This window comes from Pseudomonas sp. Irchel s3h17 (genome assembly GCF_900187505.1).
Lineage (GTDB): Bacteria > Pseudomonadota > Gammaproteobacteria > Pseudomonadales > Pseudomonadaceae > Aquipseudomonas.
In genome coordinates this window covers 94,590-121,334 of record NZ_FYDL01000011.1, presented here as the reverse complement: position 1 = coordinate 121,334, position 26,745 = coordinate 94,590, and the positions used below count along the sequence as shown (strand labels likewise).

General features: G+C 59.0%; 25 protein-coding genes and 1 pseudogene. 7 read left to right on the top strand and 19 right to left on the bottom strand.

All coding sequences use genetic code 11. The features are described 5' to 3' along the window. Position 1 precedes the first annotated feature (1 nt). The 6 genes from CKW25_RS17700 to CKW25_RS17675 are packed head-to-tail and all read left to right on the top strand — an operon-like array spanning position 2 to position 7,125. Positions 2-1,444 carry a mannose-1-phosphate guanylyltransferase/mannose-6-phosphate isomerase gene (locus CKW25_RS17700; RefSeq protein ID WP_095081105.1) on the top strand — a complete coding sequence of 481 codons (1,443 nt, stop codon included), beginning with the start codon at positions 2-4 and terminating at the stop codon, positions 1,442-1,444. Next, positions 1,445-2,242: an ABC transporter permease gene (locus CKW25_RS17695; protein ID WP_095081104.1), complete on the top strand. Its 798-nt coding sequence runs from the start codon at positions 1,445-1,447 to the stop codon at positions 2,240-2,242. Beyond that, positions 2,242-3,507: an ABC transporter ATP-binding protein gene (locus CKW25_RS17690; RefSeq protein WP_095081103.1), complete on the top strand. Its 1,266-nt coding sequence runs from the start codon at positions 2,242-2,244 to the stop codon at positions 3,505-3,507. The genes CKW25_RS17695 and CKW25_RS17690 overlap by 1 nt, the downstream gene beginning before the upstream one ends. After that, complete coding sequence (locus tag CKW25_RS17685) at positions 3,504-4,880, top strand: glycosyltransferase family 1 protein (protein ID WP_095081101.1); 1,377 nt, start codon at positions 3,504-3,506, stop codon at positions 4,878-4,880. The genes CKW25_RS17690 and CKW25_RS17685 overlap by 4 nt, the downstream gene beginning before the upstream one ends. Continuing rightward, the gene (locus tag CKW25_RS17680; protein WP_095081099.1) at positions 4,864-5,994 is read left to right on the top strand and encodes a glycosyltransferase family 1 protein; all 1,131 of its coding nucleotides are present in this window, start codon (positions 4,864-4,866) and stop codon (positions 5,992-5,994) included. The genes CKW25_RS17685 and CKW25_RS17680 overlap by 17 nt, the downstream gene beginning before the upstream one ends. Continuing rightward, complete coding sequence (locus CKW25_RS17675; protein ID WP_095081097.1) at positions 5,995-7,125, top strand: glycosyltransferase family 4 protein; 1,131 nt, start codon at positions 5,995-5,997, stop codon at positions 7,123-7,125. Here the strand turns inward: CKW25_RS17675 and CKW25_RS17670 are convergent. From CKW25_RS17670 to CKW25_RS17650, 5 genes and pseudogenes are all read right to left on the bottom strand, one after another. Beyond that, positions 7,117-8,007, bottom strand: a pseudogene (locus CKW25_RS17670) (pyridoxamine 5'-phosphate oxidase family protein); the annotation flags it as partial. The gene CKW25_RS17675 and the pseudogene CKW25_RS17670 overlap by 9 nt on opposite strands. A gap of 31 nt (positions 8,008-8,038) precedes the next feature. Continuing rightward, positions 8,039-8,662 (bottom strand): glutathione S-transferase family protein, encoded by a 624-nt coding sequence (locus CKW25_RS17665; protein ID WP_095081302.1) that lies wholly within the window; start codon positions 8,660-8,662, stop codon positions 8,039-8,041. Between the two features lie 131 nt (positions 8,663-8,793). Continuing rightward, the gene (locus tag CKW25_RS17660; RefSeq protein WP_095081091.1) at positions 8,794-9,696 is read right to left on the bottom strand and encodes a LysR family transcriptional regulator; all 903 of its coding nucleotides are present in this window, start codon (positions 9,694-9,696) and stop codon (positions 8,794-8,796) included. 110 nt (positions 9,697-9,806) lie between these two features. Continuing rightward, positions 9,807-10,982, bottom strand: a complete 1,176-nt coding sequence (locus tag CKW25_RS17655; RefSeq protein WP_095081089.1) for an MFS transporter — start codon at positions 10,980-10,982, stop codon at positions 9,807-9,809. A gap of 232 nt (positions 10,983-11,214) precedes the next feature. Beyond that, the gene (locus CKW25_RS17650; protein ID WP_095081087.1) at positions 11,215-12,126 is read right to left on the bottom strand and encodes a LysR family transcriptional regulator; all 912 of its coding nucleotides are present in this window, start codon (positions 12,124-12,126) and stop codon (positions 11,215-11,217) included. A gap of 213 nt (positions 12,127-12,339) precedes the next feature. On the opposite strand from CKW25_RS17650, the gene CKW25_RS17645 reads away from it, so the two are divergent. Further along, a complete protein-coding gene (locus CKW25_RS17645; RefSeq protein WP_095081085.1) occupies positions 12,340-13,302 on the top strand; it encodes a bifunctional GNAT family N-acetyltransferase/nucleoside diphosphate kinase regulator in 963 nt (320 codons plus the stop codon). 172 nt (positions 13,303-13,474) lie between these two features. Here CKW25_RS17645 and glmS read toward each other — a convergent pair whose 3' ends face one another. The 14 genes from glmS to CKW25_RS17575 form a co-directional block, all read right to left on the bottom strand. Next, positions 13,475-15,307: a glutamine--fructose-6-phosphate transaminase (isomerizing) gene (glmS, locus tag CKW25_RS17640; RefSeq protein WP_095081083.1), complete on the bottom strand. Its 1,833-nt coding sequence runs from the start codon at positions 15,305-15,307 to the stop codon at positions 13,475-13,477. Position 15,308: 1 nt separating this feature from the next. Beyond that, complete coding sequence (locus CKW25_RS17635; RefSeq protein WP_095081081.1) at positions 15,309-16,085, bottom strand: DeoR/GlpR family DNA-binding transcription regulator; 777 nt, start codon at positions 16,083-16,085, stop codon at positions 15,309-15,311. Positions 16,086-16,299: 214 nt separating this feature from the next. Continuing rightward, positions 16,300-17,667: a bifunctional UDP-N-acetylglucosamine diphosphorylase/glucosamine-1-phosphate N-acetyltransferase GlmU gene (gene glmU / locus CKW25_RS17630; RefSeq protein ID WP_095081080.1), complete on the bottom strand. Its 1,368-nt coding sequence runs from the start codon at positions 17,665-17,667 to the stop codon at positions 16,300-16,302. A gap of 117 nt (positions 17,668-17,784) precedes the next feature. After that, positions 17,785-18,210: a F0F1 ATP synthase subunit epsilon gene (locus tag CKW25_RS17625; protein WP_095081078.1), complete on the bottom strand. Its 426-nt coding sequence runs from the start codon at positions 18,208-18,210 to the stop codon at positions 17,785-17,787. A gap of 45 nt (positions 18,211-18,255) precedes the next feature. Continuing rightward, positions 18,256-19,635: a F0F1 ATP synthase subunit beta gene (gene atpD, locus CKW25_RS17620; protein WP_095081077.1), complete on the bottom strand. Its 1,380-nt coding sequence runs from the start codon at positions 19,633-19,635 to the stop codon at positions 18,256-18,258. Between the two features lie 27 nt (positions 19,636-19,662). Continuing rightward, positions 19,663-20,523 carry a F0F1 ATP synthase subunit gamma gene (gene atpG, locus CKW25_RS17615; protein WP_095081076.1) on the bottom strand — a complete coding sequence of 287 codons (861 nt, stop codon included), beginning with the start codon at positions 20,521-20,523 and terminating at the stop codon, positions 19,663-19,665. A gap of 50 nt (positions 20,524-20,573) precedes the next feature. Continuing rightward, positions 20,574-22,118, bottom strand: a complete 1,545-nt coding sequence (gene atpA, locus CKW25_RS17610) for a F0F1 ATP synthase subunit alpha (RefSeq protein WP_095081075.1) — start codon at positions 22,116-22,118, stop codon at positions 20,574-20,576. A 21-nt stretch (positions 22,119-22,139) separates the two neighbouring features. Then, the gene (locus CKW25_RS17605) at positions 22,140-22,676 is read right to left on the bottom strand and encodes a F0F1 ATP synthase subunit delta (protein ID WP_095081074.1); all 537 of its coding nucleotides are present in this window, start codon (positions 22,674-22,676) and stop codon (positions 22,140-22,142) included. Between the two features lie 12 nt (positions 22,677-22,688). Beyond that, entirely contained in the window at positions 22,689-23,159 is a 471-nt protein-coding gene (locus tag CKW25_RS17600; RefSeq protein WP_095081073.1) for a F0F1 ATP synthase subunit B, read from the bottom strand. A gap of 56 nt (positions 23,160-23,215) precedes the next feature. After that, positions 23,216-23,473 carry a F0F1 ATP synthase subunit C gene (atpE, locus tag CKW25_RS17595; RefSeq protein ID WP_002555987.1) on the bottom strand — a complete coding sequence of 86 codons (258 nt, stop codon included), beginning with the start codon at positions 23,471-23,473 and terminating at the stop codon, positions 23,216-23,218. A gap of 133 nt (positions 23,474-23,606) precedes the next feature. Next, the gene (atpB, locus tag CKW25_RS17590; protein ID WP_095081071.1) at positions 23,607-24,476 is read right to left on the bottom strand and encodes a F0F1 ATP synthase subunit A; all 870 of its coding nucleotides are present in this window, start codon (positions 24,474-24,476) and stop codon (positions 23,607-23,609) included. 16 nt (positions 24,477-24,492) lie between these two features. Then, positions 24,493-24,900, bottom strand: a complete 408-nt coding sequence (locus CKW25_RS17585; protein ID WP_095081068.1) for a F0F1 ATP synthase subunit I — start codon at positions 24,898-24,900, stop codon at positions 24,493-24,495. A 148-nt stretch (positions 24,901-25,048) separates the two neighbouring features. Further along, a complete protein-coding gene (locus CKW25_RS17580) occupies positions 25,049-25,921 on the bottom strand; it encodes a ParB/RepB/Spo0J family partition protein (protein ID WP_095081066.1) in 873 nt (290 codons plus the stop codon). 9 nt (positions 25,922-25,930) lie between these two features. Continuing rightward, entirely contained in the window at positions 25,931-26,728 is a 798-nt protein-coding gene (locus CKW25_RS17575; RefSeq protein WP_095081064.1) for a ParA family protein, read from the bottom strand. Positions 26,729-26,745 lie beyond the last annotated feature (17 nt).

The window sequence follows — 26,745 nt, the reverse complement described above, 5'->3', positions numbered from 1 at the left end:
CATGCTAATACCTGTGATCCTTTCCGGCGGTGCCGGTACCCGGCTGTGGCCGGTTTCGCGTGAAGGTCATCCCAAGCCGTTCATGGTCCTGCCTGATGGCGAGAGCCTCCTGGGCAAGACCTATCGGCGCGCAGCCTCGCTGCTGGGCACCCATGGCGATATCGTCACCGTGACCAATCGTGACTACTACTTTCAAAGCAAGGATCACTATCAGGATGCCCATCTGGGCCATCATCGCGGCCACTTCGTGCTTGAACCGGTGGGGCGCAACACAGCCCCGGCCATCGCGGCTGCCGCCCTGTCCCTGCAAGCGCTGCACGGTAATGAAGCCATTATGGTGGTGATGCCCGCCGACCATTTGATCCAGAACGAAGACGCCTTCAGAGACGCCGTAAAGCATGCCGTGAAGCTGGCCGAAGCCGGCCATCTGGTGACCTTCGGCGTGATCCCGACGACCCCTGAAACCGGTTTCGGCTACATCGAGCGTGGCGATCACCTGGATGACCAGGGCGCCACCAGGGTGGCACGCTTCGTTGAAAAACCCGACCTGAAGACCGCCACCGACTACCTGGAAAGCGGCAACTTCCTGTGGAACTCAGGCATGTTTTGCTTCTCGGTCGGCACCTTGTTGTCGGAACTGCAAACCCACGCCCCACAACTCCTGGAACAAGCCGATGCATGCCTGGCAGTGAGCGCCCCGGTCGAGACCGGCGGCTGCCTGCAACAGGAGTTGTCGCTGGCGCATTTTGCCGACATGACGGATATCTCCATCGACTACGCCTTGATGGAATGCTCCGACAAAGTGGTGGTGATACCTGCCGGGTTCGACTGGAGCGACATCGGTTCATGGGGAGCCGTCAGTGCGCTGATTCCCGCCGACATGCAAAACAACCGCGCCAGCGGCGAGGCGCTGTTCATCGACAGCCACAACAACTTCGTGCAGAGCGATGGGCGCATGGTCGCGACCGTGGGTGTGGATAACCTGATCGTCATCGACACCGCTGACGCCGTGCTGGTCGCCCATGCCGACCGAGCACAGGATGTGCGCAAAGTGGTCAAGCAACTCAAGGACAAAGAACACGCAAGCTACCGCCTGCACCGTACCGTCAGCCGACCTTGGGGCACCTACACCGTGCTGGAGGACGGTCCGCGCTTCAAGATCAAGCGCATCGTGGTCAAGCCCGGGGCCAAACTGTCCCTGCAAATGCATCATCACCGCAACGAACACTGGGTGGTGGTCGAAGGCATGGCCAAGGTCACCAACAACGGCTCGGGCTCGCACCTGGTCGCCAAGAACGAGTCCACCTTCATTGCCGCTGGACACAAGCATCGCCTGGAAAACCCGGGGGTGATCGACCTGGTCATCATTGAAGTGCAAAGCGGTGAGTATCTGGGGGAGGACGATATTGTCCGCTTCGAAGATCAGTACGGCAGGACGGTCTGAATGCTGCTCAACCTGTATCGCTCGCTGCGCAGCTACCGGGGATTCATCCTCGGTAGCGTCAAGCGCGAGTTCCAGTCGCGTTATCGCAACTCACTGTTCGGTGCCCTGTGGACCGTGCTCAACCCCCTGTCGATGATCATCGTCTACACGGTGATCTTCTCCCAGATCATGCGCGCCCGCCTGCCGGGGGTGGATGATGGATTGGCCTATAGCGTTTACCTGTGTGCCGGTCTGCTGACCTGGGGCTTGTTCTCCGAGATCACCCTGCGTAGCCAGAGCATGTTTCTGGAAAACGCCAACCTGCTGAAGAAGATCAGCTTCCCCAGGATCTGCCTGCCGGTGATCGTGCTGCTCAATGCCGGGATCAACTTTGCGATCATCCTCGGTTTGTTCCTGGGGTTTCTGCTGATCAGCGGGCGCTTGCCTGGCATGGCCTTGCTGGCCCTGGTACCGCTGCTGATGCTGCAAGTGATGTTCTCGGCGGGGCTGGGGATGATTCTCGGTGTACTGAACGTGTTCTTTCGCGATGTCGGGCAGTTCTTCGGGATCTTCCTGCAATTCTGGTTCTGGCTGACGCCGATTGTTTACCCGATGTCGATCCTTCCCGAAGGCATCCAGCGTGTTCTGGCGCTCAATCCACTGACCGCATTGATGCACAGCTACCAGAACGTGTTTCTCTACAACCAGTGGCCGGCCTGGAGTTCGCTGACACCGCTGCTGGTGATCGGCCTGCTGTTCTGTGTGATAGGGCTGCGGTTATTCCGCCAGCGTGTCGGTGAAATGGTGGATGAGCTCTGATGGGACACATACGCGTCAGTGGCCTGGGCAAGGCCTACAAGCAATACCCCAATCGCTGGAGCCGGTTGTTCGAGTGGCTGGTGCCATTTACCCGCGCCCGCCACCAGTTGCATTGGGTGCTGCAAGGCGTCGACTTTGAGATCCAGCCCGGTGAAGCAGTCGGCATTGTCGGCGTCAACGGCGCAGGCAAAAGCACCCTGCTGAAAATGATCACCGGCACGACCCAGCCCACCTGCGGGCAGATCCAGCTGCAAGGGCGCGTCGCGGCGTTGCTGGAGCTGGGCATGGGCTTTCACCCGGATTTCACGGGCCGTCAGAACGCCTTCATGGCCGGTCAGTTGTTGGGCATGCAGGTCGAAGAAATCGAAGCCCTGATGCCGGAAATCGAAGGCTTTGCCGAGATTGGCGAAGCCATCGACCACCCGGTGCGCACTTACTCCAGTGGCATGCAGATGCGCCTGGCCTTCAGTGTTGCCACCGCCCGCAGGCCCGACATCCTGATCGTCGACGAAGCACTGTCGGTGGGCGACGCCTACTTCCAGCACAAGAGTTTCGAACGCATCCGCAGCTTCCGTCGGGCCGGAACCACCTTGCTGATCGTGTCTCACGATCGTTCGGCCATTCAGTCGATCTGCGACACCGCCATTCTTCTGGAAAAGGGCCGCATGGCCATGCATGGCAAGCCGGAAGAGGTGATGGATTACTACAACGCCATGCTCGCCGAACGTGAAGGCCAGATCGTGCGCCAGGAGATGCTCGCCAATGGCCAGGTACAGACCATCTCCGGTACCGGTGAAGCAACCATCCACAACGTGCGCCTGCTGGACCAGCACCAGCGCCCGGTGGAAGTTGCCGAGGTCGGCCAGCCCATGGTGCTGGAAGTGCAGGTTGACGTACGGCAGGACATCGAGCGCCTGGTGCTGGGCTTCCTGATCAAGGATCGACTCGGCCAGGCCATGTACGGCATCAATACCCATCGTCTGGATCAGGCCCTGACGGACCTGCACGCTGGCGAGCGGGTCACCTACCGCTTTGCGTTCCCGATGCGCCTGGGCAAGGGCAACTACTCCGTCGCCCTGAGCCTGTCCCGCTTGGACTCGCACCTGGACCGCAATTTCGAATGGCGCGATTACGGGCTGGTGTTCCACGTCATCAACAACCGCCAGGAAGACTTCGTCGGTTGCTCATGGCTGGAGGCGCAGACCAGCATTACCCGTTCGTCACAGACACCTGTAGCACCCATTGCGCCGGAGACCGCCCCATGACGCGAATGCTGGTTGAATGCACCTATGTGTTCGAACACCCGCAAGCCAACTCGGGTATTCAGCGCGTGGTGCGCAACGTCATTACCGAGCTGCCAAGAAACAACCCGGCCGTCGAATGCATTCCCGTGGTGATGCTCAAGGGCGCGCTGTATCAAGTGACCAGCCTGGCGCCACTCAAGGTGCCCAAGCTGGACCTGATGGGCGTGCGCGTACGGCTGGAGCAGATCGCCAACCGGTTCTGGCTGATGCACCGCACGCTGGAGCGGCGCACGCCGTTTCGCCAATCCCGGTTCGCTCGCCGAGTGTTGTATGTAGGCTGCCGGCTGGCGGCATTTGCCGCGTTGAGCGTGCCGATCCGGCTGCTCAATTACTGCCTCAGGCGCCAGGAGATCCCCACCCGCTGCCAACCCCTGCAGCATCAGGCGGGCGATCAACTGGTGCTCCTGGACTCTTCCTGGCACGCCGATTTTTTCCCCCTGGCCGAACAACTCAAGCGCGATGGCGTGGGCATTGTCTCGGTGATCTATGACTTGATCCCGCTGACCCACCCGCAGTTCTGCGACGCCGGGCTGGTCCGGGTGTTCAACGACTGGTTCGACTGGATCGCGAAGACCGCCGACGGTTACGTGGCGATTTCCGCGACCATTGCTGATCAGGTACGCGATGAGATGCTGCGCCGTGTCGGGCCCGAGCAAGTGGCGCAACGCTGGTTCGACCATTTTCACCTGGGCAGCGAGCTGGACCTGTGCGACGACGCGTTGCCGGTGGAGCCGGCCCTCAAGCAGATGTTCAAGAACAAAGACCCGGTGTACCTGATGGTCAGCACCATCGAGCCGCGCAAGAACCACGCCTACCTGCTCGATGCGTTCGAGCTGGCCTGGGCCAAAGGCTCGCGCGCGCGGCTGTGCATTGCCGGGCGCATCGGTTGGAAGTGCGATGCGCTGATCGAGCGGATCCGCCAGCACCCGCAGCTCAACCAACGACTGTTCATGTTCAATGACCTCACCGACAAGAGCCTGGAGTACGCCTACTCCAACGCCACCGCGCTGGTCTTCCCGTCCTATGTCGAAGGGTTCGGCCTGCCGCTGGTGGAGGCCATGCAGCGCGGTTTGCCGGCGATGGGCAGTGACATCCCGGTGTTCCGCGAGATCGGCGGCCCGTTCATGGCGTACTTCGACCTGGATGACCCGCAGACCCTGGTCGACCTGATGACACAGATGGAAACCACCGGCACCTTCCCGGCGGAGCGCGACGTCAAGGAGTGGCGCTGGCTGGGCTGGCGCGAGGCCAGTGCACAACTGGTAGAGCGCGTCCTGCGCCATGTGCGCAAGACCCCGACGACGGTTGAGAGGCAGCATGCAGATTGCTCTTAATGCGCGAATCCTGCAGGCGCCACGCACTGGCATTGGCCATTACCTGGCGGAGCTGGTCAACGCCCTCGGCCAGGAACCGGACATCACGCTGTCGTTGTTCCACGGCTGGGGCTGGAGCTCCCAGCTGCCGAGCGCCGCGATGCCCGGTTACTCACGGCTGAGCCCGGTGCTGCGACAGATCCCCGGTGCGTATCAGGCACGCCGCTGGCTGGAGCAACGGCGCTTCGATCAGGGCCGCCCCGGCAACATCCAGCTGTACCACGAACCGAGCCTGTGGCCGCTGGCATTCCAGGGGCCGACGGTCGTCACCCTGCATGACCTGACGCACGTGCACTACCCTGCCACCCAGCCGGCGGCACGCTTGAAAGAAATCGAACGACGCCTGGAACAGGGGGTGAAACAGGCCAGCCTGATCCTCACCGATTCCCAGTTCATTGCCGATGAGGCACAAGCGTATTTTGGCCTCGGCCCGGAACGCTTCGTGGTCGCCCCCCTGGGAGTCGCTCCGCGTTTTCACCCCCGTACCGACTCGACCTTGCACCCGGTACTGCAGGCGCATGGGGTGGAGCCGCGCGGCTACTTCCTGTGTGTCGGCACCTTGGAGCCGCGCAAGAACCTCGGGCTGGCCCTGCGCGCCCATGCCCAACTGCCGGAATCGCTGCGCCAGCGCATGCCCTTGCTGATTGTCGGGATGGCCGGTTGGAAAGCCCAGCAGCTCGACGATGAACTGCGCAAAGGCCTGGCCAGCGGGCATGTCTGCCTGCTCGGGTACCTGCCCGATGAGGAAGTCGCCCACTTGGTGGCCGGCGCCCGGGCCCTGGTATTTCCATCGATCTATGAAGGTTTTGGCCTGCCCGTGCTGGAGGCCATGGCCAGTGGTACCCCGATCATCCTCACCCGACGCTCGGCCATGCCGGAGGTCGCGGGGGCTGCGGGCAACTATATTGAACCCGAAGACCTGCACGGCTTGCGTGATGCCATGAGCCGGCTGGCCGACGATCAAGTGCATTGGCAGGTAAGCCGAGAAGCCGGGCTGCAACAGGCGAAGCTTTTTTCCTGGGATCGCTGCGCGACGCTCACCGCGCGCGCCTATCGCCAGGTTTTAGGAGGTTGAATGCGCGTCCTACATTTCTATAAAACCTATCTGTCGGAAACCGTCGGCGGCATCGAGCACGTGATGTTCGAACTCTGTGAAAGTGGCGCCGCCCATGGCATCGAGAGCCAGGTGCTGACATTGAGCGCCAACCCCGTGCCGGCGGTTATCCCATTTGGCCAGCACCAGGTGCACCGAGCCAAACTCGATGTGCAGATCGCCTCCACCGGGTTCTCCTACAGCGTGCTCAAACAGTTTCGTGAGCTGGCGGCCGAAGCTGACGTGATCAACTATCACTTCCCCTGGCCGTTCATGGATGTAGTGCATTTTCTCAGCGGCATGAACAAACCGAGCGTGGTGACCTACCACTCGGACATCATCCGCCAGAAGCTCCTGCTCAAACTCTACCAGCCGTTGATGACGCGGTTTCTGGCCAGCGCCGATCGGATTGTCGCAGCCTCGCCGAACTACCTGCATACCAGCGAAGTGCTGAAAAAATTCCCGGACAAGACCCGGGTCATTCCCTATGGCCTGAACAAGGCCGCCTACCCCAAGTCCGACCCTGAGCGTATGGCCCGTTGGCGGGAACGCCTGGGCGAGCGCTTTTTCCTGTTCGTCGGGGTGATGCGCTACTACAAAGGGCTGCACATCCTGCTCGAAGCCCTCAAGGGTGTCGATTACCCGGTGGTGATCGTCGGTGCCGGGCCGCTGGAGACCGAATTGCACGCGCAGGCCGCCGCACTGGGCCTGCGCAATATCCAGTTCCTCGGTCGTCTCGACGATGAGGACAAGGCCGCCTTGCTGGAGCTGAGCTATGCCATCGTGTTTCCTTCGCACCTGCGCTCGGAAGCCTTTGGCATTTCGCTGCTGGAAGGGGCGATGTATGGCAAACCGATGATCTCCAGTGAGATCGGTACCGGTACCAGCTATATCAACAGTCACGGCGAAACCGGGCTGGTGGTGCCACCGAGCGATCCACCGGCCTTGCGCCAGGCCATGCGTACCCTGTGGGATAACCCGCAACAGGCCGCCGCCATGGGCGTCAAGGCCGAGGCTCGTTACCGGCAGTTGTTCAGCGCTGAAGAAATGGGTCGCCAGTGGGCGGCGTTGTACGAGGAAGTGCTGGCCGAGAAGTCACTGTCCTATGCCTGAACGGCGCCAGCGTAGAGCCAGCGCCGCCGGACGCCGCACGACCTGCTCCACCTGCAGCGTCCACAGCCTTTCAGCGCCTTGGCAGGCCGCCACTTGCGGCCCGTCGAGGATGATTTCGCTACGACCACTGAGCTGCAGCACATCACCCGTGGTGAAATCGATGAACAGCAGCCCCGCTCGGGGATTGAGCAGCAGGTTGCCCAAGGTATTGAAGTGGCGGTTGCCGGCAAAGTCGGGGATGGTCAGGCGATTGCCCTGCACCTGGACAAAACCGGCAACACCGCCACGATGGGAAACATCCACCGCCCGTGAGTTATCCACATCCACATAGCTGGCGACAAAGAAGGTGTCGGCTGTGCGAATCAGCGCCCGGGCCGCGTCATCCAGGGCTTCCAGGTAGTGCACGATGCGTGCGGACGGGTCGGCCAGCGGCACTGACTCGAACTGGCGGATCTGGATGTACTGCGGGCAATTGCCGAAGGCCTGCTCGACCGCAACACTCAACCCCAACTCGTCGACCGTCAACACCCGGCCATTGAGGCGGTTGCGCCGACGACTGTGCAGTTCGATCCCCAGTAACCCGATCGCCGCGCCGGCCCGTACCTGCGCCGGATCATCGAGACTGGGCAGGCTGTCCAGGCGCAACCGCGCAGGTTGCGGTGAATGGGCAAAACCGGGTGGGTCCTCGAGAACGCTGGCCCAAGGATTACCTTGGGCGTCGACTGCACCGAACAGCATGAAGGGTAACTGAGCATAGAACTGGCGATGTTGCTCCGGCATCTCGGTGCGGATCACCTTGCGCCCGAACGCCTCCATGCGTTCAGCAACTCCCACCAGGGTTTGCAACTGCCGCTCACCTGCGTGCCAGGGTGAAACGTCCATCACACAACTCCCCTGCGCACTTGGCGCAGTTTCAGGCGGTTTGCAGGCCGGCGACAGTGCGGGGCATCGCCACGAAACCCGGCAGCGCTTCGATTCGCGCCAGCCACGCCCGCACGTTGGCGTACTCGTCCAGGGCAACATTGCCTTCCGGGGCGTGGGCGATGTAGCTGTAGCCGGCAACATCCGCGATGGTCGGCTCGTCACCCACCAGGTAGCGGGAGGTGGCGAGTTCCTGATCCATCACCTTGAGCAGTGCGTGGGCGCGGGCGATCACTTCTTGCGCGTTGTGGGGGGCACCAAATACTGTGATCAGGCGCGCGGCGGCCGGGCCATAGGCGATTGGCCCGGCCGCCACCGACAACCAGCGCTGCACCCTGGCAGCGCCCACGGGGTCGGCAGGCAGCCAACGGCCCTGGCCATATTTTTGCGCCAGATACAGCAAAATGGCGTTGGAATCAGCCAGCACCACGCCTTGATCATCGATCACCGGCACCTGGCCAAACGCATTCAACGCGAGGAAATCGGCTTGCTTGTGCTCACCTTTCGCCAGATCGACAAAAATCAGTTCGGTGGGCAAATCCAGTAAAGACAGCATCAGCTCCACCCGATGGGCATGGCCGGAACGAGGGAAGTTGTAGAGTTTGATGCTGTGCATGGTCGACTCCAGAGGGGGAATCGCGCCGCTCAGGAGCGAACCGCGCTGATGAAGTCCATCTTGCGTCAGCTGAAAAAACAACAGAATCACCAGAAAAGGCAATCCACCATTTCACCCACAGCAATAATGCCTCAGCCGCGTAATGCCGGATGCTCGCGCAGCGCCTGCACTGCGTAGTCGACAAAACTGCGCACCCGCGCCGGCGCCTTGCGCCCACCTTGATACACCACATGGATAGGCAACGGCGGCAGCTCGAAATCCTCGAGGACGATTTCCAGCTCACCGGCTGCCACCTTGTCCGCCACCTGATAGGACAACACGCGGGTCAACCCCAGGCCCAGGGTTGCTGCCGTGATGGCCGCCTGATTGGCCGTCACCACCATGCGTGGCTCCAGGCGCACACTCATCGAGGCGCCCGCCGCCATAAAGGGCCAACTGCGCTGCTGCCCGATGGCAGAGGTGGCAATAATCCGCGCGCGGGCGAGTTTCTCTGGGTGCAGGGGGCGACCAAAACGCCTGAGGTAGTCGGCAGAGCCGCACACCACCCGGCGTACCTCACCGACCGCAATCGCGTACTGGCTGCTGTCCGGCAGCTCGCCAATGCGCACCGCAACATCAACGCCCTCCTCGACCAGGCTCACCACCCGGTCCACCAGCAATGCATTGATGCTGACCTGCGGATACTGCTCAAGAAAGCCCACCACTACCGGCGTGACGTACAAATCGCCAAACAGCACCGGCGCGGTAATCGTCAATTGCCCCCGGGGGTCGGCATGGCTACCCGCCGCCGACTCTTCGGCGTCCTGAATGTCGGCGAGAATCCGTCGACAGTCTTCCAGGTACCGCTGCCCCGCTTCTGTCAGTTGCACAGTGCGCGTGGTGCGAATCAGCAACTGCGCACCGATCCGCACTTCCAGCGCCGCCACCGCCCGGGTCACGCTGGCAGCCGACAGCCCAAGGCGCCGGGCTGCCGCCGCGAAGCCCTGGTCATGGGCCACGGCCATGAACACCTGCATTTCTTGAAAACGGTCCATTGCCTGTCCTCGGGCTGGATAAAAAAATCGCAGCCTGGGCTGCGATTTTTTGATTCTAGAGAATAAAAACTGTCGCCGAAGGGTCAGGCGCTCGGACTTCTCGAGGACCACTACCTTTGCTGAATTTGCGTTGATTGCGTGCTGGAGTGCTTGGTTTGCAAGAAAAGCACAGAGGCTGCCAACGCAGCAACCAACGCCCCTACTAGCGGGATGTGCGACAAGCTGCCGAACGCAATGGTGATGCTGCCGAGTACTCCACCCAGTGCTGTGCCCAGGTTGAAGGACGCGATATTCAATCCGGCGGCCACGGCGGTTGATTCCGGGATATAGCACTGGGCCTGTTTCAGCAGACGCAGTGTCAACATGGTCACGATGGAAAAGAAAAAGACCCCCAGTGTGCCGACCAAGAGCGTCATCATGAGCGCAGAGCCACTAAACCAATAAAGGCCGATCAAGTTTATGGCCAAGCCCGCCAATGCCATCACGGTGCTGCGGTTGGCGTCCATCTTGTCCACTTGATAGCCGCCAAGCAGATTCCCCACGATGGAGCACAGGCCAAACAGCAGCATGCCCAGACTCAGCCGCTGCACGTCCACCTCGGTGATTCTCAGCAAGTAGGGAGAGACGAACGTGAAGAATGAAAAGGTCGCAATGCTCACGAGTACGCCGATGCCGGCGGTGATGAGCAATTGCGGATGGGTGATGGCCTTGATCCCTTTCCATGCGCTCGCTTGCCTGCCGTCCGAAGGCTCTGTGCTGCTGGTCATGAAAAGCAGCAGTCCGAGCATGCTCAACAGGCTGAGTACCCCGATAGACATGAAAATGCCCCGCCATGACCAGATGCTGCCCAGAAACGTGCCAATCGGGACGCCGAAGGCGAGTGCGAGTGTCAATCCTATCCACACCACGGATAGCGCCCGTCCCGAACGCTTCTGATCAACCAGCTTCGTCGCGGCGTCCGATGCTACCACCATGAAAACACCATGGCCCAGGCCTACCAGAAACCGGATCACCAGCAGCATGGGCAGATTCGGCGAAAGGCTCATCAGCACGCTGCCGACAGCGAGGACCGCCATGGCAAGCATCAGAATGTGCTTGTCCCTCCAATGCGAGACGAGGGCTGTGATGAACGGTGCGCCCATGGCATAAGCGGCAATAGCGGTGCCAACTGCAGCAATTTTTGAGTCGAGGTCGGCCGCGATGGCGGAAACCAAACCTGCGACGACAAACTCGGAGAGACCGAATGCAAAGGTACACAATGAAAAGACATAAATGGCGGCAGGCATGGCAGTCCCTGGTTCGGCAATAGTGAAGTGACCTTGGGATAACTGCGCAGAGAACAGGCATTGCCATGGAAATGGCAGGCCTTTTTCACAAGTCCAATGCAGTGTTTCGACGTGAGTCACGGGAGTAGGAATGCCCCTGTCCTCACTCTGAGATCGGGTGCTGCCGTACAGTAGTGCCAGTTCCTATGTTGGTAAAATACTGTTTTTATCGCGAAACAAGACGCTGAACGTCTCAATGGGTCAGTGACAGAACAGCGCCTCGAACTGCCTCGATTAGCCGGTCCCGGATCGGCGAGTCCTGATTCGCGTTCCACGCCATCAGCAGGTCCAAATGCAGCAGTTCTTCTGGCGCATCCACGATGATGGGGCGAAAGACAATGTCTTCGTGCATTCCCATCGCCAGCGATGCGGGTATCAGGGCAATGCCGAACCCGCTGGCCACTAACGCGATCAAGGTTTGCAACTGCCGTGCTTGTTGAACAATGTTTGGCAGGAACCCTGCGGCTTGGCAAAGACCGATAAGTTGATCGTGAAAGCCTTGCCCCAGCGGTCGGGGCGACGCCACGAAAGCCTCGTCCTTGAGTAACGCCAACTCGATGGACGCGTGGTCCTCGAACCGATGCCCAGCAGGCAGCGCGACGCATATCGGCTCGCGCAGGATAGTCTCGAAGCGCAGATGGGGCGTGGTCGTCCCCGGTGTGCGCATGAAGCCGATATCAGCAGCGCCACTCTCCAGCGCCTCCACCTGCTCGTGGGTCGTGGCCTCCTTCATGGTAAACGCTACCCCAGGCGACGCGAGCCGGAAGCCGCGTAGCGCCCGCAGCAACGGGGCATAGGACACAATGTTGATGAATGTCATCGTGAGGTGGCCCTCGAGCCCTTCGGCGACACGCCGGGTATGTGTCACGCCCTCATCGAGAGACTGAAGAATGCACCTGGCAGTCTGCAGAAATGCTGTGCCGGCAGGTGTCAACAACACGCTGCGGTTCGTGCGCTCGAACAGCGGGAAACCAATCTCGCTCTCCAGCCGGCGAATGGCTTGGCTCAGGGGCGGCTGAGCCATATGCAGGCGCACCGCAGCCCGATTGAAGTGCAGTTCTTCGGCAACGGCAATGAATTGCTGTAGCAGGCGAGTTTCTATCATTGAAACCTCCAAAGTCTTATTGATTTTGCTTTGGTAGATTTTTTATATCAAACAGATTTCCGACCGATGTGTGGGGTGGATCAAGGGGCAGAACGATGCAGCGCTGATCGTTCGACTGATAGTCGGCTTCACCGAGGCTTGAGCGGTTGACGGGTTCGGGTTCGGCATTACTCGCGTTATGTCTTAAAATAGCCGGTTGCCGAAAGAACCGTCATGGCCATAGCCATGAAGGGCTTTCATCCTTTACAAATAAATGTGGTGAAGATGAACAAGCCTTTCATTTCGCTGTGCCCTGAAATTACTCGGGCGCACGCACTGACGCTGATGGATTGGTTGGAGGATGAGCGCGTCACCTGCTATCTGAGCGATTCGCGTCATGTTTCCCGCTCCATCGAGCAAGTCATCGATCGGACTCAATCGCCGATCCTGACCCATCTATTCAACCGGGGCGGCCGATTCTTCATGGCCTATGACCGGTATGACGCCCCGGTGGGCTTTGTCCGTCTCATCAAGACCGGCTCAAATTGCGAGATAGTCCTGGTCATCGGAGACAGCGACAAATGGGGCCGAAACCTTGGCGCCCGCACGATCCGCGAAGGCATGAAACTGGCCTTCCTCGACATGCGGGCCGAGAAACTCATCGCCAAGATCCACCCGGACAACGCGCGCTCGCTGAAAGCCTTTCTGCGCAGCGGCTTTGTGCTTGAGAGCGAAACGCCGACATTGAAGTCATTTTCCATGGCGGTGGGGCGCTACCTCCAGCTCTTGCGCGAAGGTGCCGTTGACGACTCCACCAGGATCTACATCACTGAAATCGACAAGGCCAGGCTCGAGAGTCTAATCGCGCTCGAGCAAGGCCCGACCGTTGTTGAACTCGAACATGAGCTTGAGCGAGCCATTGTCGTCAAGCCGCAGCAGGTGGCGTGCAATGTCGTCACGATGAACTCCAGGGCCTTGCTGCAGCTGGACGACGAAGAGATCGAAGTGGTCTTGGTCTACCCCGAAGACGCGGACAGCAACGCAGGGAGGCATTCCGTGTATTCCGACATCGGCGCCGCCATCCTGGGCTATCAGGAGGGGGATGCAATCGACTGGCGAATTTCTGATCGGACCCGCCGGATTGAAATCAGGAAAGTGCTTTACCAGCCGGAGGCGGCGGGCGATTTCCACCTGTAACTGCGCCTTTTGCTCAGTGTTCGTCCATCAGGCGCGAGGATCCCGGCCCGTTGGACGGTCAAGGGTAGGAGCGGAGCCAGTTGCGAAAGGCAGGAGGCGGTAGGACAGACCCAGCCGGCTCCTGCGACAGTTTTAATTATCTAGAACCATGTTTTATTTCGCTGTGGATAACTTATTCCACAGTCACCGACTTCGCCAGGTTGCGTGGCTGGTCGACGTCAGTGCCCTTGAGCACGGCGACGTAGTACGACAGCAGTTGCAACGGAATGGTGTAGAGGATCGGCGACAGGATGTCGTGAATGTGCGGCATGTTCACCACGTGGGTGCCTTCGCCATTGCTCATGCCGGCTTTCTCGTCGGCAAACACGATCAACTGGCCGCCACGGGCACGAACTTCCTGCAGGTTGGACTTCAACTTCTCCAACAGCTCATTGTTCGGTGCCACTGTCACCACTGGCATGTCGTCATCGACCAGCGCCAGCGGGCCATGCTTCAGCTCGCCTGCCGGGTAGGCTTCGGCGTGGATATAGGAAATCTCCTTGAGCTTGAGCGCACCTTCCATCGCGACCGGGAACTGCGCACCACGCCCCAGGAACAGGGTGTGGTTCTTGTCGGCGAACAACTCGGCGATTTTTTCCACGGTGCTGTCCATGGCCAGCGCTTCACCCAGGCGAGCGGGCAAGCGACGCAGTTCTTCGACCAGCCGGGCTTCCACACCGTCAGCCAAGGTGCCTTGCACCTGGCCCAGGCTCAGGGTCAACAGCAGCAGGCCGACCAATTGAGTGGTAAAGGCTTTGGTGGACGCCACACCAATTTCTCGACCCGCCTGGGTCAGCAGGGTCAGGTCGGATTCACGCACCAGCGAGCTGATGCCAACGTTGCAGATGGCCAGGCTGGCGAGGAAACCCAACTCCTTGGCATTGCGCAGGGCCGCCAGGGTGTCGGCGGTCTCGCCGGACTGAGAAATGGTCACAAACAGGGTGTCGGGTTGAACCACCACCTTGCGGTAACGGAATTCGCTGGCAACTTCGACCTGGCACGGGATACCGGCCAGCTCTTCGAGCCAGTAACGGGCAACCATGCCGGCGTGATAGCTGGTGCCACAGGCCACGATCTGCACGTTGCGCACTTTGGCAAACAGTTCGGCCGCTTGCGGGCCAAACGCTTGCACCAGTACCTGGTTCTGGCTCAAGCGACCTTCCAGGGTACGTTGTACAACCGACGGCTGCTCGTGGATTTCCTTGAGCATGAAGTGACGGAACTCGCCCTTCTCGGCCGCTTCAGCACCATCGCGGTACTGCACCGATTCACGCTCCACCGCCTTGCCGTCGATATCCCAGATCTGCACGCTGTCACGGCCGATTTCGGCGATGTCGCCCTCTTCCAGGTACATGAAGCGATCGGTGACCTGACGCAGCGCCAACTGGTCGGAGGCGAGGAAGTTCTCACCCAGGCCCAGGCCAATCACCAACGGGCTGCCACTGCGAGCAGCGACCAGACGATCAGGCTGCAGAGCACTGATCACCGCCAGGCCGTAAGCACCGTGAAGTTCTTTGACGGTGGCCTTCAGTGCGACGGTCAGGTCGACCAGCTCTTTGAGCTTGTGATCGAGCAGGTGCGCGATCACTTCGGTATCGGTGTCGGAGGTGAACACGTAACCCAGTGCCTTGAGCTGTTCGCGCAAGGCTTCGTGGTTTTCAATGATGCCGTTATGCACGACAGCCAGGTCACCGGAGAAATGCGGGTGGGCGTTACGTTCGCACGGGGCGCCGTGAGTTGCCCAGCGGGTGTGGGCGATACCCAGGCGGCCGACCAGCGGAGCGGTTTCCAGGGCCTGATCCAGTTCGCTGACCTTGCCCGGACGACGCATACGCTCCAGCGTGTTGTCGTTGGTAAATACCGCAACACCCGCACTGTCGTAGCCCCGGTACTCAAGGCGCTTGAGGCCTTCGAGCAAAATGGCGGTGACGTTACGTTCTGCTACCGCGCCGACAATTCCACACATGCTATTTCTCCTGGCTGACTGCCGCGCAAATCAAGGTGATGCCGCGGGCCTGAATCTGATCGCGCGCATCGATGGGCAGGCGATCATCCGTAATAAGGGTATGGACGCTGCTCCATGGCAGCTCCAGGTTAGGAATTTTGCGTCCGATCTTGTCAGACTCGACCATCACGATCACTTCACGGGCCACTTCGGCCATCACTCGGCTCAGGCCAAGCAGTTCGTTGAAGGTCGTGGTGCCTCGAACCAGGTCGATGCCATCGGCGCCGATAAATAGCTGGTCGAAGTCGTATGAGCGTAGTACCTGCTCGGCGACCTGCCCCTGGAAGGACTCGGAGTGCGGGTCCCACGTGCCGCCCGTCATCAACAGCACCGGCTCGTGTTCCAGCTCGTTCAAGGCATTGGCAACGTTCAGCGAATTGGTCATGACCACCAACCCAGGCAGCTTGCCGAGTTCCGGAATCATCGCCGCCGTGGTACTGCCACTGTCGATGATGATCCGCGCATGCTCGCGTATTCGCATCACGGCCGCCCGGGCAATGGCTTGCTTGTACTGGGAGACAGGCTGGTTCGGGTCGTTGACCAACTCTTGAGGCATGGTGATCGCGCCGCCATAACGACGCAGCAGCAGCCCATTGCTTTCGAGTGCGGCCAGATCCTTGCGGATGGTCACTTCCGAGGTTTCGAAACGCTTGGCCAATTCATCCACACTGACTTCACCCTGCTCATTGAGCAAGGCGAGGATATTGTGGCGACGCTGGGGAGTGTTGCGTTTTGACATGGCTGATTAAGTTTCGATTCGAAAGATAACGAAAGCAATCAAAACCTATCAACGAAACTTCGTCAAGCGCGGGGCGATAAAATGATCTGTGGATAAATGCATCGCGGGCAAGCTCGTTCCCACCGGACTACGAATCCAGATGGGGACGAACTTGCCTGTGAATCCTTTTGATCAGGCTGTGGATATCTCGTCCCGATCAAGGATTGTGGATAACTTAAGCCTTCTTGATTTTCTCCGGCCGCTTCCAGCCATCGATGTTCTTCTGTCGAGCCCGGCCAACAGCCAACTGGGACTTATCCACATTGGAGGTGATAGTCGAACCGGCCGCGGTGGTTGCTCCCGAAGAGATATCCACAGGCGCAACCAAGGAGTTGTTGGAGCCGATGAACACGTCTTCACCCAGCACGGTTTTCCACTTGTTGGCGCCATCGTAGTTGCAAGTGATCGTACCGGCGCCGATGTTGCTGCGGGCCCCGATGTGGGCGTCCCCCAGATACGTCAGGTGACCGGCCTTGGCGCCTTCCCCCAGATGGGCGTTCTTCAGCTCGACAAAGTTACCCACATGAGCGCGTGCTTCCAGCACCGTCCCAGGGCGCAGGCGGGCGAACGGACCGGCATCGCTGCCCTCGCCCAATACCGCGCCCTCAATGTGACTATTGGCCTTGATCACCACGCCTTTGCGCAGGGTACTGTCCTTGATCACACAGTTCGGCCCGATGACCACGTCGTCTTCGATGACCACTTTGCCTTCAAGGATCACGTTGATGTCGATCAGCACGTCACGGCCGACGGTCACTTCGCCCCGCACATCAAACCGGGCAGGATCGCGCAACGTCACACCCTGGGCCATCAAGCGACGACCTTCACGCCACTGGTAATGACGTTCCAGTTCCGCCAGCTGCCTGCGGTCATTGGCACCCTGCACTTCCATGGCGTCATGGGGTTGTTCGGTGGCCACTTCCAGGCCGTCGCTGACCGCCATGGCGATCACGTCGGTCAGGTAGTACTCGCCCTGTGCATTGTTGTTGGACAGACGGCTCATCCAGTCGCCCAAGCGTTCGAATGGCAGCGCCAGGATACCGGTGTTGCCTTCGGTGATTGCTCGCTCGGCTTCGTTGGTATCTTTCTGCTCAACGATGGCGGTGACCTTACCATCCGCATCCCGCACGATTCGACCATAACCGGTCGGGTCATCCAGTTCGACGGTCAACAGGCCCAACTGTTGCGGCGCAACGTGCTTGAGCAGGCGCTGCAGGGTATCGACCTCGATCAGCGGTACATCGCCATAGAGGATCAACACGGTATCAGCGGTGATGAACGGTACGGCCTGGGCCACCGCGTGGCCAGTGCCGAGTTGCTTATCCTGCAACACGAAATTCAAGTCGTCGGCGGCCAGACGCTCACGCACGGCTTCGGCGCCGTGGCCGATCACCACGTGAATACGCTGTGGCTGAAGCTGCCGGGCGCTGTGGATAACATGGCCCAGCATCGAGTTGCCTGCGACCGGGTGAAGGACTTTCGGCAACGCCGAACGCATGCGGGTACCTTGACCGGCAGCGAGAATAACGATTTCTAGAGACATGACTGGCTACCAATCCTGGGTGGTCGGCGGCTGCGACCAAGGGGTGAATTGCAAAAAAAGAAAAAGGGTAGCCGAGGCTACCCTTTTTAATCAATCGCACAACAAGCGGGAGGCTGATTAGCCGCCGAACTTCTTGCGGATCTGCTGGACGGTGCGCAGCTGAGCTGTCGCCTCGGCCAGACGTGCGGCAGCGGAGCCGTAATCGAACTCGGCGCCTCTTTCATGCAAGGCCTTCTCGGCAGCCTTAACGGCTTGCTGAGCGGAGGCTTCGTCCAGGTCGGCGGCACGTTGCACGGTATCGGCAAGAACCTTGACCATGTTCGGCTGAACCTCGAGGAAACCACCGGAGATGTAAAACACCTCGGCTTCCCCGCCCTGCTTGATCAAGCGGATCGGACCTGGCTTGAGATTGGTGATCAGCGGAGCGTGACCCAGAGCGATACCAAGATCACCCAGTTCACCGTGCGCTACCACCATCTCGACCAGACCGGAGAAGATTTCCCCTTCCGCACTGACGATGTCGCAATGGACTGTCATAGCCATCTGCTTGCCTCAACCTAAATTAGCGCCCGTCGCCGGGCGCCTGGATTACAGTTTCTTGGCTTTCTCGATCGCTTCTTCGATGCTGCCGACCATGTAGAACGCTTGTTCTGGCAGGTGGTCGTAGTCACCGTTGAGGATGCCTTTGAAGCCAGCAATGGTGTCTTTCAGGGAAACGTATTTACCCGAAGAACCGGTGAAGACTTCAGCCACGAAGAACGGCTGCGACAAGAAACGCTGGATTTTACGAGCACGGTTTACCAACTGCTTGTCTTCTTCAGACAGCTCGTCCATACCCAGGATCGCAATGATGTCCTTCAGTTCTTTGTAACGCTGCAGAACATACTGTACACCGCGAGCAGTGTCGTAGTGGTCCTGGCCGATTACGTTCGGGTCCAGCTGGCGCGAAGTCGAGTCGAGTGGATCGATTGCCGGGTAGATACCCAGGGAAGCGATGTCACGGGACAGAACGACAGTGGCGTCCAAGTGGGCGAAAGTGGTCGCTGGCGACGGGTCGGTCAAGTCATCCGCAGGTACGTATACCGCCTGGATCGAGGTGATCGAACCGTTCTTGGTCGAAGTGATACGCTCTTGCAGAGTACCCATCTCTTCGGCCAGGGTCGGCTGGTAACCTACTGCGGAAGGCATACGGCCCAGCAGTGCGGATACTTCAGTACCGGCCAGGGTGTAACGATAGATGTTGTCGACGAACAGCAGAACGTCGTTACCTTCGTCACGGAACTTCTCGGCCATGGTCAGGCCGGTCAGTGCTACGCGCAGACGGTTACCCGGCGGCTCGTTCATCTGACCGTAAACCAGTGCCACTTTGTCCAGAACGTTGGAATCCTTCATCTCGTGGTAGAAGTCGTTACCCTCACGAGTACGCTCACCCACACCGGCGAACACGGAATAACCGCTGTGCTCGATGGCGATGTTACGGATCAGTTCCATCATGTTTACGGTTTTGCCTACACCGGCACCACCGAACAGACCGACTTTACCACCCTTGGTGAACGGGCAAACCAGGTCGATAGCCTTGATGCCGGTTTCCAGCAGGTCGTTGCCGCCCGCTTGTTCAGCGAAGGATGGCGCAGGACGGTGAATGCCCCAGCGCTCTTCGGTGTCGATCGGGCCAGCTTCGTCGATCGGGTTGCCCAGAACGTCCATGATCCGGCCCAGAGTCGCTTTACCGACCGGTACGGAGATGGCGGAACCGGAGTCGATGACGTCCAGACCACGCTTCAAGCCCTCGGTGGAGCCCATCGCAATGGTACGAACCACGCCGTCGCCCAGCTGCTGCTGAACTTCCAGAGTGGTTGCGGCCGCGCTTTGTACTGTTAGCGCGTTGTAGATGCTCGGTACGCTGTCGCGTGGGAATTCCACGTCGATAACGGCGCCGATGATTTGAACGATACGTCCGCTACTCATAGCTGGATCCTCTGAATATTTGAACCGTTAAACCGCGGCAGCGCCGCCGACGATTTCCGAGATCTCTTGGGTGATCGCAGCCTGACGCGCCTTGTTGTAGATCAGCTGCAAATCGCTGATCAAATCACCGGCGTTGTCGGTAGCGTTCTTCATTGCGATCATCCGCGCCGCTTGTTCAGCTGCGTTGTTCTCGACCACCGCCTGGTAGACCTGCGACTCCACGTAACGAACCATCAAGCCGTCCAGCAGCTCTTTGGCGTCCGGTTCGTAGAGATAGTCCCAGTGGTGCTTGAGTCCTTGATCCGGGGTTGCCACCAGCGGAACCAACTGCTCCACGGTAGGCGTTTGCGTCATGGTATTAACGAACTTGTTGGACACCACGGACAGGCGGTCAATACGGCCGTCCAGGTAGGCATCCAGCATCACCTTGACGCTGCCGATCAGATCATTGATCGACGGCTCTTCACCCAGGTGGCTGATAGCTGCGACGACGTTGCCGCCGAAGTTGCGGAAGAAAGCCGCACCCTTGCTACCCACTACACACAGATCAATCTCGACGCCGTTTTCGCGGTTTACCGCCATGTCCTTGACCAGGGCCTTGAACAGGTTGGTGTTCAAACCACCACACAAACCACGGTCAGAGCTCACCACAACGTAACCGACGCGCTTTACTTCACGCTCGATCATGAACGGGTGGCGATACTCCGGGTTTGCGTTGGCCAGATGACCAATAACCTGGCGGATGCGCTCCGCGTAAGGACGGCTAGCAGCCATGCGCATTTGTGCCCTGCGCATTTTACTGACCGCCACTTTTTCCATGGCGCTGGTAATCTTTTGCGTGCTTTTGATGCTCGCAATCTTACTGCGAATCTCTTTTGCGCCTGCCATGTAACACCTATCAGGTTAGCAAGCGGGAGCCTTGCGGCTCCCGCTGCGGCTTACCAGGTTTGGGTGGCCTTGAACTTCTCGATACCGGCTTTCATGCCTGCATCGATTTCGTCATTGAAGTCACCCTTCACGTTGATCTTCGCCATCAAATCGGCGTGATCGCGGTTGAAGAAGGAAATCAGCGCTTGTTCAAAGCTACCGATCTTGGCGATCGCGACGTCAGTCAGGAACCCACGCTCAGCGGCATACAGCGACAGCGCCATGTCAGCAATCGACATCGGAGCGTATTGCTTCTGCTTCATCAGCTCGGTAACGCGCTGACCATGGTCAAGTTGCTTACGGGTCGCTTCGTCCAGGTCAGATGCAAACTGGGCGAATGCCGCCAGTTCACGGTACTGAGCCAGAGCGGTACGGATACCACCGGAGAGCTTCTTGATGATCTTGGTCTGAGCGGCACCACCCACACGGGATACCGAAACACCGGCGTTCACAGCAGGACGGATCCCGGAGTTGAAAATCGCCGATTCCAGGAAGATCTGACCGTCAGTGATGGAAATCACGTTGGTCGGAACGAACGCGGAAACGTCGCCAGCCTGGGTTTCGATGATCGGCAGCGCGGTCAGGGAACCGGTTTTGCCGGTCACTGCGCCGTTGGTGAACTTCTCTACGTATTCTTCCGAAACGCGGGATGCGCGCTCCAGCAGACGGGAGTGGAGATAGAACACGTCGCCTGGGTAAGCTTCACGGCCTGGTGGACGGCGCAGCAGCAGGGAAATCTGGCGATAAGCCACTGCTTGCTTGGACAGATCGTCATAAACGATCAGCGCGTCTTCACCGCGGTCGCGGAAGAATTCACCCATGGTGCAACCGGCGTAAGGTGCCAGGTATTGCAGTGCTGCAGATTCCGAAGCGCTCGCTGCCACGATGATGGTGTTAGCCAGTGCGCCGTTTTCTTCCAGCTTGCGAACAATGTTAGCGATGGTCGATTGCTTCTGACCGATGGCTACATAGACGCAGAAGATTCCGCTGTTTTTCTGGTTGATGATCGCGTCGATCGCCAGAGCGGTTTTACCAATCTGACGGTCACCGATGATCAGCTCACGCTGGCCACGGCCGACAGGGATCATGGCATCGACAGCCTTGTAGCCAGTCTGTACAGGCTGGTCTACCGACTTACGCCAGATCACGCCCGGAGCAACTTTCTCGACCGCATCGGTCAGAGTGTTGTTCAGCGGACCTTTGCCATCAATCGGGTTACCCAGTGCGTCGACTACGCGACCCAGCAGTTCCTTACCCACCGGAACTTCGAGGATGCGGCCGGTGCACTTGGCGCTCATGCCTTCAGCCAGAGACTGGTATGCGCCCAATACAACGGCACCTACAGAGTCTTGCTCCAGGTTGAGGGCCATGCCGAAGACGCCGCCCGGAAACTCGATCATCTCGCCGTACATGACGTCGGCCAGACCGTGAATCCGCACGATACCGTCAGATACGCTGACGACAGTGCCTTCGTTACGGGCTTGAGAGGTCACATCGAGCTTTTCGATGCGGCCCTTGATAATTTCACTTATTTCGGAAGGATTGAGTTGCTGCATTGCTCTGCTGCCCCTTCAAACTCAAGATTTCAATGCTTCGGCAAGATTCGCGAGTTTGCCGCGAATCGAGCCATCGATTACCAGGTCGCCGGCGCGAATGATGACACCACCAATAAGGGTGGCATCCTCCGCAACTTGCAGGCGCACTTCCCGGTTGAGCCGTGCACTGAGAACCTTGGCGAGTTTGTCTTGCTGTTCTTGGTTCAATGCAAAAGCACTGGTGACATCCACATCTACCGATTTCTCTTGCTCGGCCTTGTACAGGTCGAACAGAGCGGCGATCTCCGGCAAAAGCGGGAGACGGTCGTTTTCAGCAACGACGTGGATGAAATTCTGTGCCTTGGCATCGAACTTGTCGCCACACACGTCAATAAACGTGGTGGCCTTGTCTGCGCTCGTCAGTCGCGGGGCCTTGAGCACGCGCTGCATGGTGTCGTCTTGCGACACTGCTGCAGCCAGGCCGAGCATGGCTGACCAAGAGGCCAGTTGCTGGTGGGCCTGGGCGTGCTCGAAGGCTGCCTTAGCGTAAGGTCGGGCCAACGTGGTCAATTCTGCCATGATCGCCCTCGCTTAAATTTCAGCAGCCAGTTTGTTAACCAGCTCCGCGTGCGCGTTTTGATCGATTGTGGCACCCAGGATCTTCTCGGCGCCGCCAACGGCCAGTGCACCCAGTCGGGTACGCAGCACGTCTTTGACACTGTTGATTTCCTGCTCGATCTCGGCCTGAGCCTGAGCCTTTACACGTTCAGCGTCGATACGGGCTTTTTCAACAGCCTCTTCAACGATCTGATTGCCGCGCTTCTTGGCTTGCTCAATGATTTCGGCTGCCTGAGTTTTTGCTTCGCGCAGTTGTTGACCCGCTTTATCTTGGGCCAACTCCAGGTCACGAGCTGCTCGGGCGGCAGCGTCCAGTCCATCCGCGATCTTCTTCTGACGTTCGTGCAAAGCCGCGATGACCGGAGGCCACACGAACTTCATGCAAAAAAGTACAAAAATTAAGAACGCAACGGACTGGCCAATCAGGGTTGCATTAATGTTCACGCCAACACCTCGCTCGTTCGTTGCACATCACACCAATCACTCGAAGGTTCGAGTGATTAGCCAGCGAGTTGACCAACGAATGGGTTCGCGAAAGTGAAGAACAGAGCGATACCAACACCGATCATGGTTACGGCGTCGAGCAGACCGGCAACGATGAACATTTTAACTTGCAGCATTGGAACCATTTCTGGCTGACGCGCTGCGCCTTCCAGGAACTTGCCGCCCAACAGGCCGAAACCAATTGCAGTACCCAGTGCGCCCAGGCCGATCAACAGTGCAACAGCGATAGCGGTTAGACCAACTACAGTTTCCATCTTTCCTCCCGACTTTTACGTCGTATGGTTTAGGTTTTTTAGATTAAAGCGGTAAAACAAATCGTTTCATCGAGCCCGTTATGGGCCCCCTCCCGCCGAGACGAGAGGGACATCAGACTAGCCTAAGCCGGCCTTAATGGTTCTCTTCGTGCGCCATCGACAGGTAGACGATGGTCAGCATCATGAAGATAAACGCCTGCAGGGTGATGATCAGGATGTGGAACACAGCCCACGCCCACTGCAGAACTACGCCCAGGCCGCTAAGCCAGAGCAGACCACTGCCGAACATCACAGCGATCAGAATGAACACCAGCTCGCCGGCATACATGTTGCCGAACAGACGCAGTGCCAGCGAGATTGGCTTGGCAATCAGCGTCACGAACTCCAGCAGGAAGTTCACCGGAATCAGCAGGGCTTGAACAAAGATGTTCTTGCTGCCGAACGGGTGCAGGGTCAGTTCGCCGAGGAAGCCGCCGATGCCCTTGACCTTGATGCTGTAGAAAATGATCAACGCGAACACCGACAGGGCCATGCCCAGGGTAGCGTTCGGGTCAGTGGTCGATACGGCGCGGAACGGAATGTGCGGGTCGCCGGAGATCCACATGGCCACTTGAGGAATCCAGTCAACCGGAATCAGGTCGACGGCGTTCATCAGGAAGACCCAGACGAAGATGGTCAGTGCCAACGGTGCAATCACCGGGCTACGGCCATGGAAGCTGTCTTTCACGCTGCCATCGACGAATTCGACCAATACTTCAACGAAGTTCTGCAAAGCACCTGGTTGACCGGAAGTCGCTTTCTTCGCCGCCATGCGGAAAAGAAGAACGAAAATCAGGCCCAACGCGACCGACCAGCCGAGGGTATCGACGTGGAAAGCCCAGAAGCCCATTTCTTTGGCTTCTGCTGCGGTGTGGGCAAAGCCCCAGCCGCCGTTAGGGAGCTGACCGAAGGTCAGGTTCTGCAAGTGGTGCTGGATATAGCCCGAAGCGGTTGTTTCTGCCATGGTTGCCTCAAACGCCCTAAGGTCTCGAAAGTCTTGTTCTCATCAGCAGGGGAGCGAACCAGCTGACCAGTTGGGTCAACACAAAGACGCCGAAGACTGCTAACGGCGCCAGTGGCTTCACACCTGCAAACGTCAATGCAAAGAGCACTGCCGTCAAAATCAGTTTGCCCGCCTCGCCGGCATAAAAAGACCGGACGATGGCTTGAGCTGCTCGGGCGCCGGAAAACCGAAATGCCCTGTGAGCGAAATAAACATTGGGAAGCAAGGCTATCAGGCCCCCGCAGAGTCCTGAGTACCCGGCAACGACTCCATGCCAGTACCAGAGCGCCAAAGCAGCCACCAGCAAAACGACAAATTGAGCCACTAACACCGGAAAAACTGCCAGGCGATGGAACGGCAAGCGGTTTGGCGTGCGTGTTTCCATCACATTTGCTCCTCAAAGGTCGGCTGCCAGAATTCAATAACTTGGCATAATTTGTGCCGACAAAATGCGCGCAGAGTATAGGGGCGGTTCAGCCCCTATTCAACTGTCAGGTAGTGATTTCCGACTGCACGCTACATGAGGAAATGTTTCAGCGGATATGTGCAAGGACACCTTGCAGCTCATCCAGGGAGTTGTAACCGATCACCAACTGCCCTTTGCCCTTCTTTCCGTGGCGAATCTGCACCGCAGAGCCTAGGCGCTCAGCCAGGCGCTGCTCGAGGCGAGCGATATCCGGGTCGGGTTTGGCAGGTTCTGTCGCCTGCGGTTTGCCATTCAACCACTGGCGAACCAGTGCTTCAGTCTGGCGTACGGTGAGCCCCCGTGCGACAACGTGTCGCGCCCCCTCAACCTGTTGATTTTCCGGCAAACCGAGCAAAGCACGCGCATGACCCATTTCCAGGTCGCCGTGCGAGAGCATGGTCTTGATCACCTCTGGCAGGGCAATCAGGCGTAACAGGTTGGCCACCGTCACGCGGGATTTGCCCACCGCGTCGGCAACCTGCTGCTGAGTCAGCTGGAATTCCTGCTGCAAACGCTGCAGGGCAACCGCTTCCTCGACCGGATTGAGGTCTTCACGCTGGATGTTCTCGATCAGCGCCATGGCAATCGCGGTTTCATCCGGCACATCGCGCACCATCGCCGGGATGGTTTCCTGGCCCGCTTGCTGGCTGGCGCGCCAGCGGCGTTCACCCGCGATGATTTCAAAGCGGCCTTCACCGATGGGACGCACCACGATCGGCTGCATCACGCCCTGTACCTTGATCGACGCAGCCAGTTCTTCCAGCGCCTGTGGGTCCATGTCCCGGCGTGGCTGGTATTTACCGCGCTGGATCAGGTCCAGGGGCAAATGTTGCAGCTCACGCTGGTCGGCTTGCACCGCTTGTTCTTCCAGCAAGCTGACGGTCGGACCACTCAGCAGTGCATCCAGTCCACGTCCGAGACCTCGTTTCTTGACGGCCATGGGGATTCCTTAAGTTGCCTGAGCAGCGGCGATGCGTGAGTTTTTGCGTTGACGGCGAACCATCTCGCCAGCCAGGGCCAGGTAGGCAATGGCGCCCCGCGATGATTTGTCGTACGCCAGCGCCGGCATGCCATAGCTTGGCGCTTCGGCCAGGCGGATATTGCGTGGAATGACCGTGTCGTACAGCTGCTCGCCGAAGTGCTCCTTGAGCTGCGCCGACACATCGTTCATCAGGCTCAGGCGCGGATCGAACATGGTCCGCAGCAGGCCTTCGACTTTCAGGTTCGGGTTCAGCAGTTCGGCGATACGCTTGATGTTATCCACAAGGTCACTCAAGCCTTCGAGCGCAAAGTACTCGCACTGCATGGGGATAATCACCCCATCGGCGGCCACCAGTGCGTTCAGCGTAAGCATCGACAGCGACGGAGGGCAGTCGATCAAGATGTAATCGTAATTCTCACGGATCGGCGCCAAAGCGCTGCGCAGACGGCTTTCCTTCATCTGCATTTCCAGCAGAACGACTTCAGCCGCCGTCAGGTCGCGGTTGGCTGGCAGCAACTGGTAACCGCCGTGTTCGGAGAAATGCATGGCCTGGGCCAAGTCGCATTCACCGATCAACAGGTCGTAGACGGAGTTTTCCAGGCCGTGTTTATCCACACCGCTACCCATGGTGGCGTTGCCCTGTGGATCAAGATCGATCAACAACACCCGACGCTTGGTGGCGACCAGGGATGCTGCGAGGTTGATACAGGTGGTGGTCTTGCCCACACCACCTTTTTGGTTCGCAATCGCGAATACCTTAGCCATTCTTGCTTGTGTTCCCA

Excerpts from the sequence above, each read along its gene's own strand:
- CKW25_RS17700 (WP_095081105.1), top strand. The coding sequence starts at position 2 with ATGCTAATACCTGTGATCCTTTCCGGCGGTGCCGGTACCCGGCTGTGG.
- CKW25_RS17695 (WP_095081104.1), top strand. The coding sequence starts at position 1,445 with ATGCTGCTCAACCTGTATCGCTCGCTGCGCAGCTACCGGGGATTCATC.
- CKW25_RS17690 (WP_095081103.1), top strand. The coding sequence starts at position 2,242 with ATGGGACACATACGCGTCAGTGGCCTGGGCAAGGCCTACAAGCAATAC.
- CKW25_RS17685 (WP_095081101.1), top strand. The coding sequence starts at position 3,504 with ATGACGCGAATGCTGGTTGAATGCACCTATGTGTTCGAACACCCGCAA.
- CKW25_RS17680 (WP_095081099.1), top strand. The coding sequence starts at position 4,864 with ATGCAGATTGCTCTTAATGCGCGAATCCTGCAGGCGCCACGCACTGGC.
- CKW25_RS17675 (WP_095081097.1), top strand. The coding sequence starts at position 5,995 with ATGCGCGTCCTACATTTCTATAAAACCTATCTGTCGGAAACCGTCGGC.
- CKW25_RS17665 (WP_095081302.1), bottom strand. The coding sequence starts at position 8,662 with ATGCACAGCATCAAACTCTACAACTTCCCTCGTTCCGGCCATGCCCAT.
- CKW25_RS17660 (WP_095081091.1), bottom strand. The coding sequence starts at position 9,696 with ATGGACCGTTTTCAAGAAATGCAGGTGTTCATGGCCGTGGCCCATGAC.
- CKW25_RS17655 (WP_095081089.1), bottom strand. The coding sequence starts at position 10,982 with ATGCCTGCCGCCATTTATGTCTTTTCATTGTGTACCTTTGCATTCGGT.
- CKW25_RS17650 (WP_095081087.1), bottom strand. The coding sequence starts at position 12,126 with ATGATAGAAACTCGCCTGCTACAGCAATTCATTGCCGTTGCCGAAGAA.
- CKW25_RS17645 (WP_095081085.1), top strand. The coding sequence starts at position 12,340 with ATGGCCATAGCCATGAAGGGCTTTCATCCTTTACAAATAAATGTGGTG.
- glmS (WP_095081083.1), bottom strand. The coding sequence starts at position 15,307 with ATGTGTGGAATTGTCGGCGCGGTAGCAGAACGTAACGTCACCGCCATT.
- CKW25_RS17635 (WP_095081081.1), bottom strand. The coding sequence starts at position 16,085 with ATGTCAAAACGCAACACTCCCCAGCGTCGCCACAATATCCTCGCCTTG.
- glmU (WP_095081080.1), bottom strand. The coding sequence starts at position 17,667 with ATGTCTCTAGAAATCGTTATTCTCGCTGCCGGTCAAGGTACCCGCATG.
- CKW25_RS17625 (WP_095081078.1), bottom strand. The coding sequence starts at position 18,210 with ATGGCTATGACAGTCCATTGCGACATCGTCAGTGCGGAAGGGGAAATC.
- atpD (WP_095081077.1), bottom strand. The coding sequence starts at position 19,635 with ATGAGTAGCGGACGTATCGTTCAAATCATCGGCGCCGTTATCGACGTG.
- atpG (WP_095081076.1), bottom strand. The coding sequence starts at position 20,523 with ATGGCAGGCGCAAAAGAGATTCGCAGTAAGATTGCGAGCATCAAAAGC.
- atpA (WP_095081075.1), bottom strand. The coding sequence starts at position 22,118 with ATGCAGCAACTCAATCCTTCCGAAATAAGTGAAATTATCAAGGGCCGC.
- CKW25_RS17605 (WP_095081074.1), bottom strand. The coding sequence starts at position 22,676 with ATGGCAGAATTGACCACGTTGGCCCGACCTTACGCTAAGGCAGCCTTC.
- atpE (WP_002555987.1), bottom strand. The coding sequence starts at position 23,473 with ATGGAAACTGTAGTTGGTCTAACCGCTATCGCTGTTGCACTGTTGATC.
- atpB (WP_095081071.1), bottom strand. The coding sequence starts at position 24,476 with ATGGCAGAAACAACCGCTTCGGGCTATATCCAGCACCACTTGCAGAAC.
- CKW25_RS17585 (WP_095081068.1), bottom strand. The coding sequence starts at position 24,900 with ATGGAAACACGCACGCCAAACCGCTTGCCGTTCCATCGCCTGGCAGTT.
- CKW25_RS17580 (WP_095081066.1), bottom strand. The coding sequence starts at position 25,921 with ATGGCCGTCAAGAAACGAGGTCTCGGACGTGGACTGGATGCACTGCTG.
- CKW25_RS17575 (WP_095081064.1), bottom strand. The coding sequence starts at position 26,728 with ATGGCTAAGGTATTCGCGATTGCGAACCAAAAAGGTGGTGTGGGCAAG.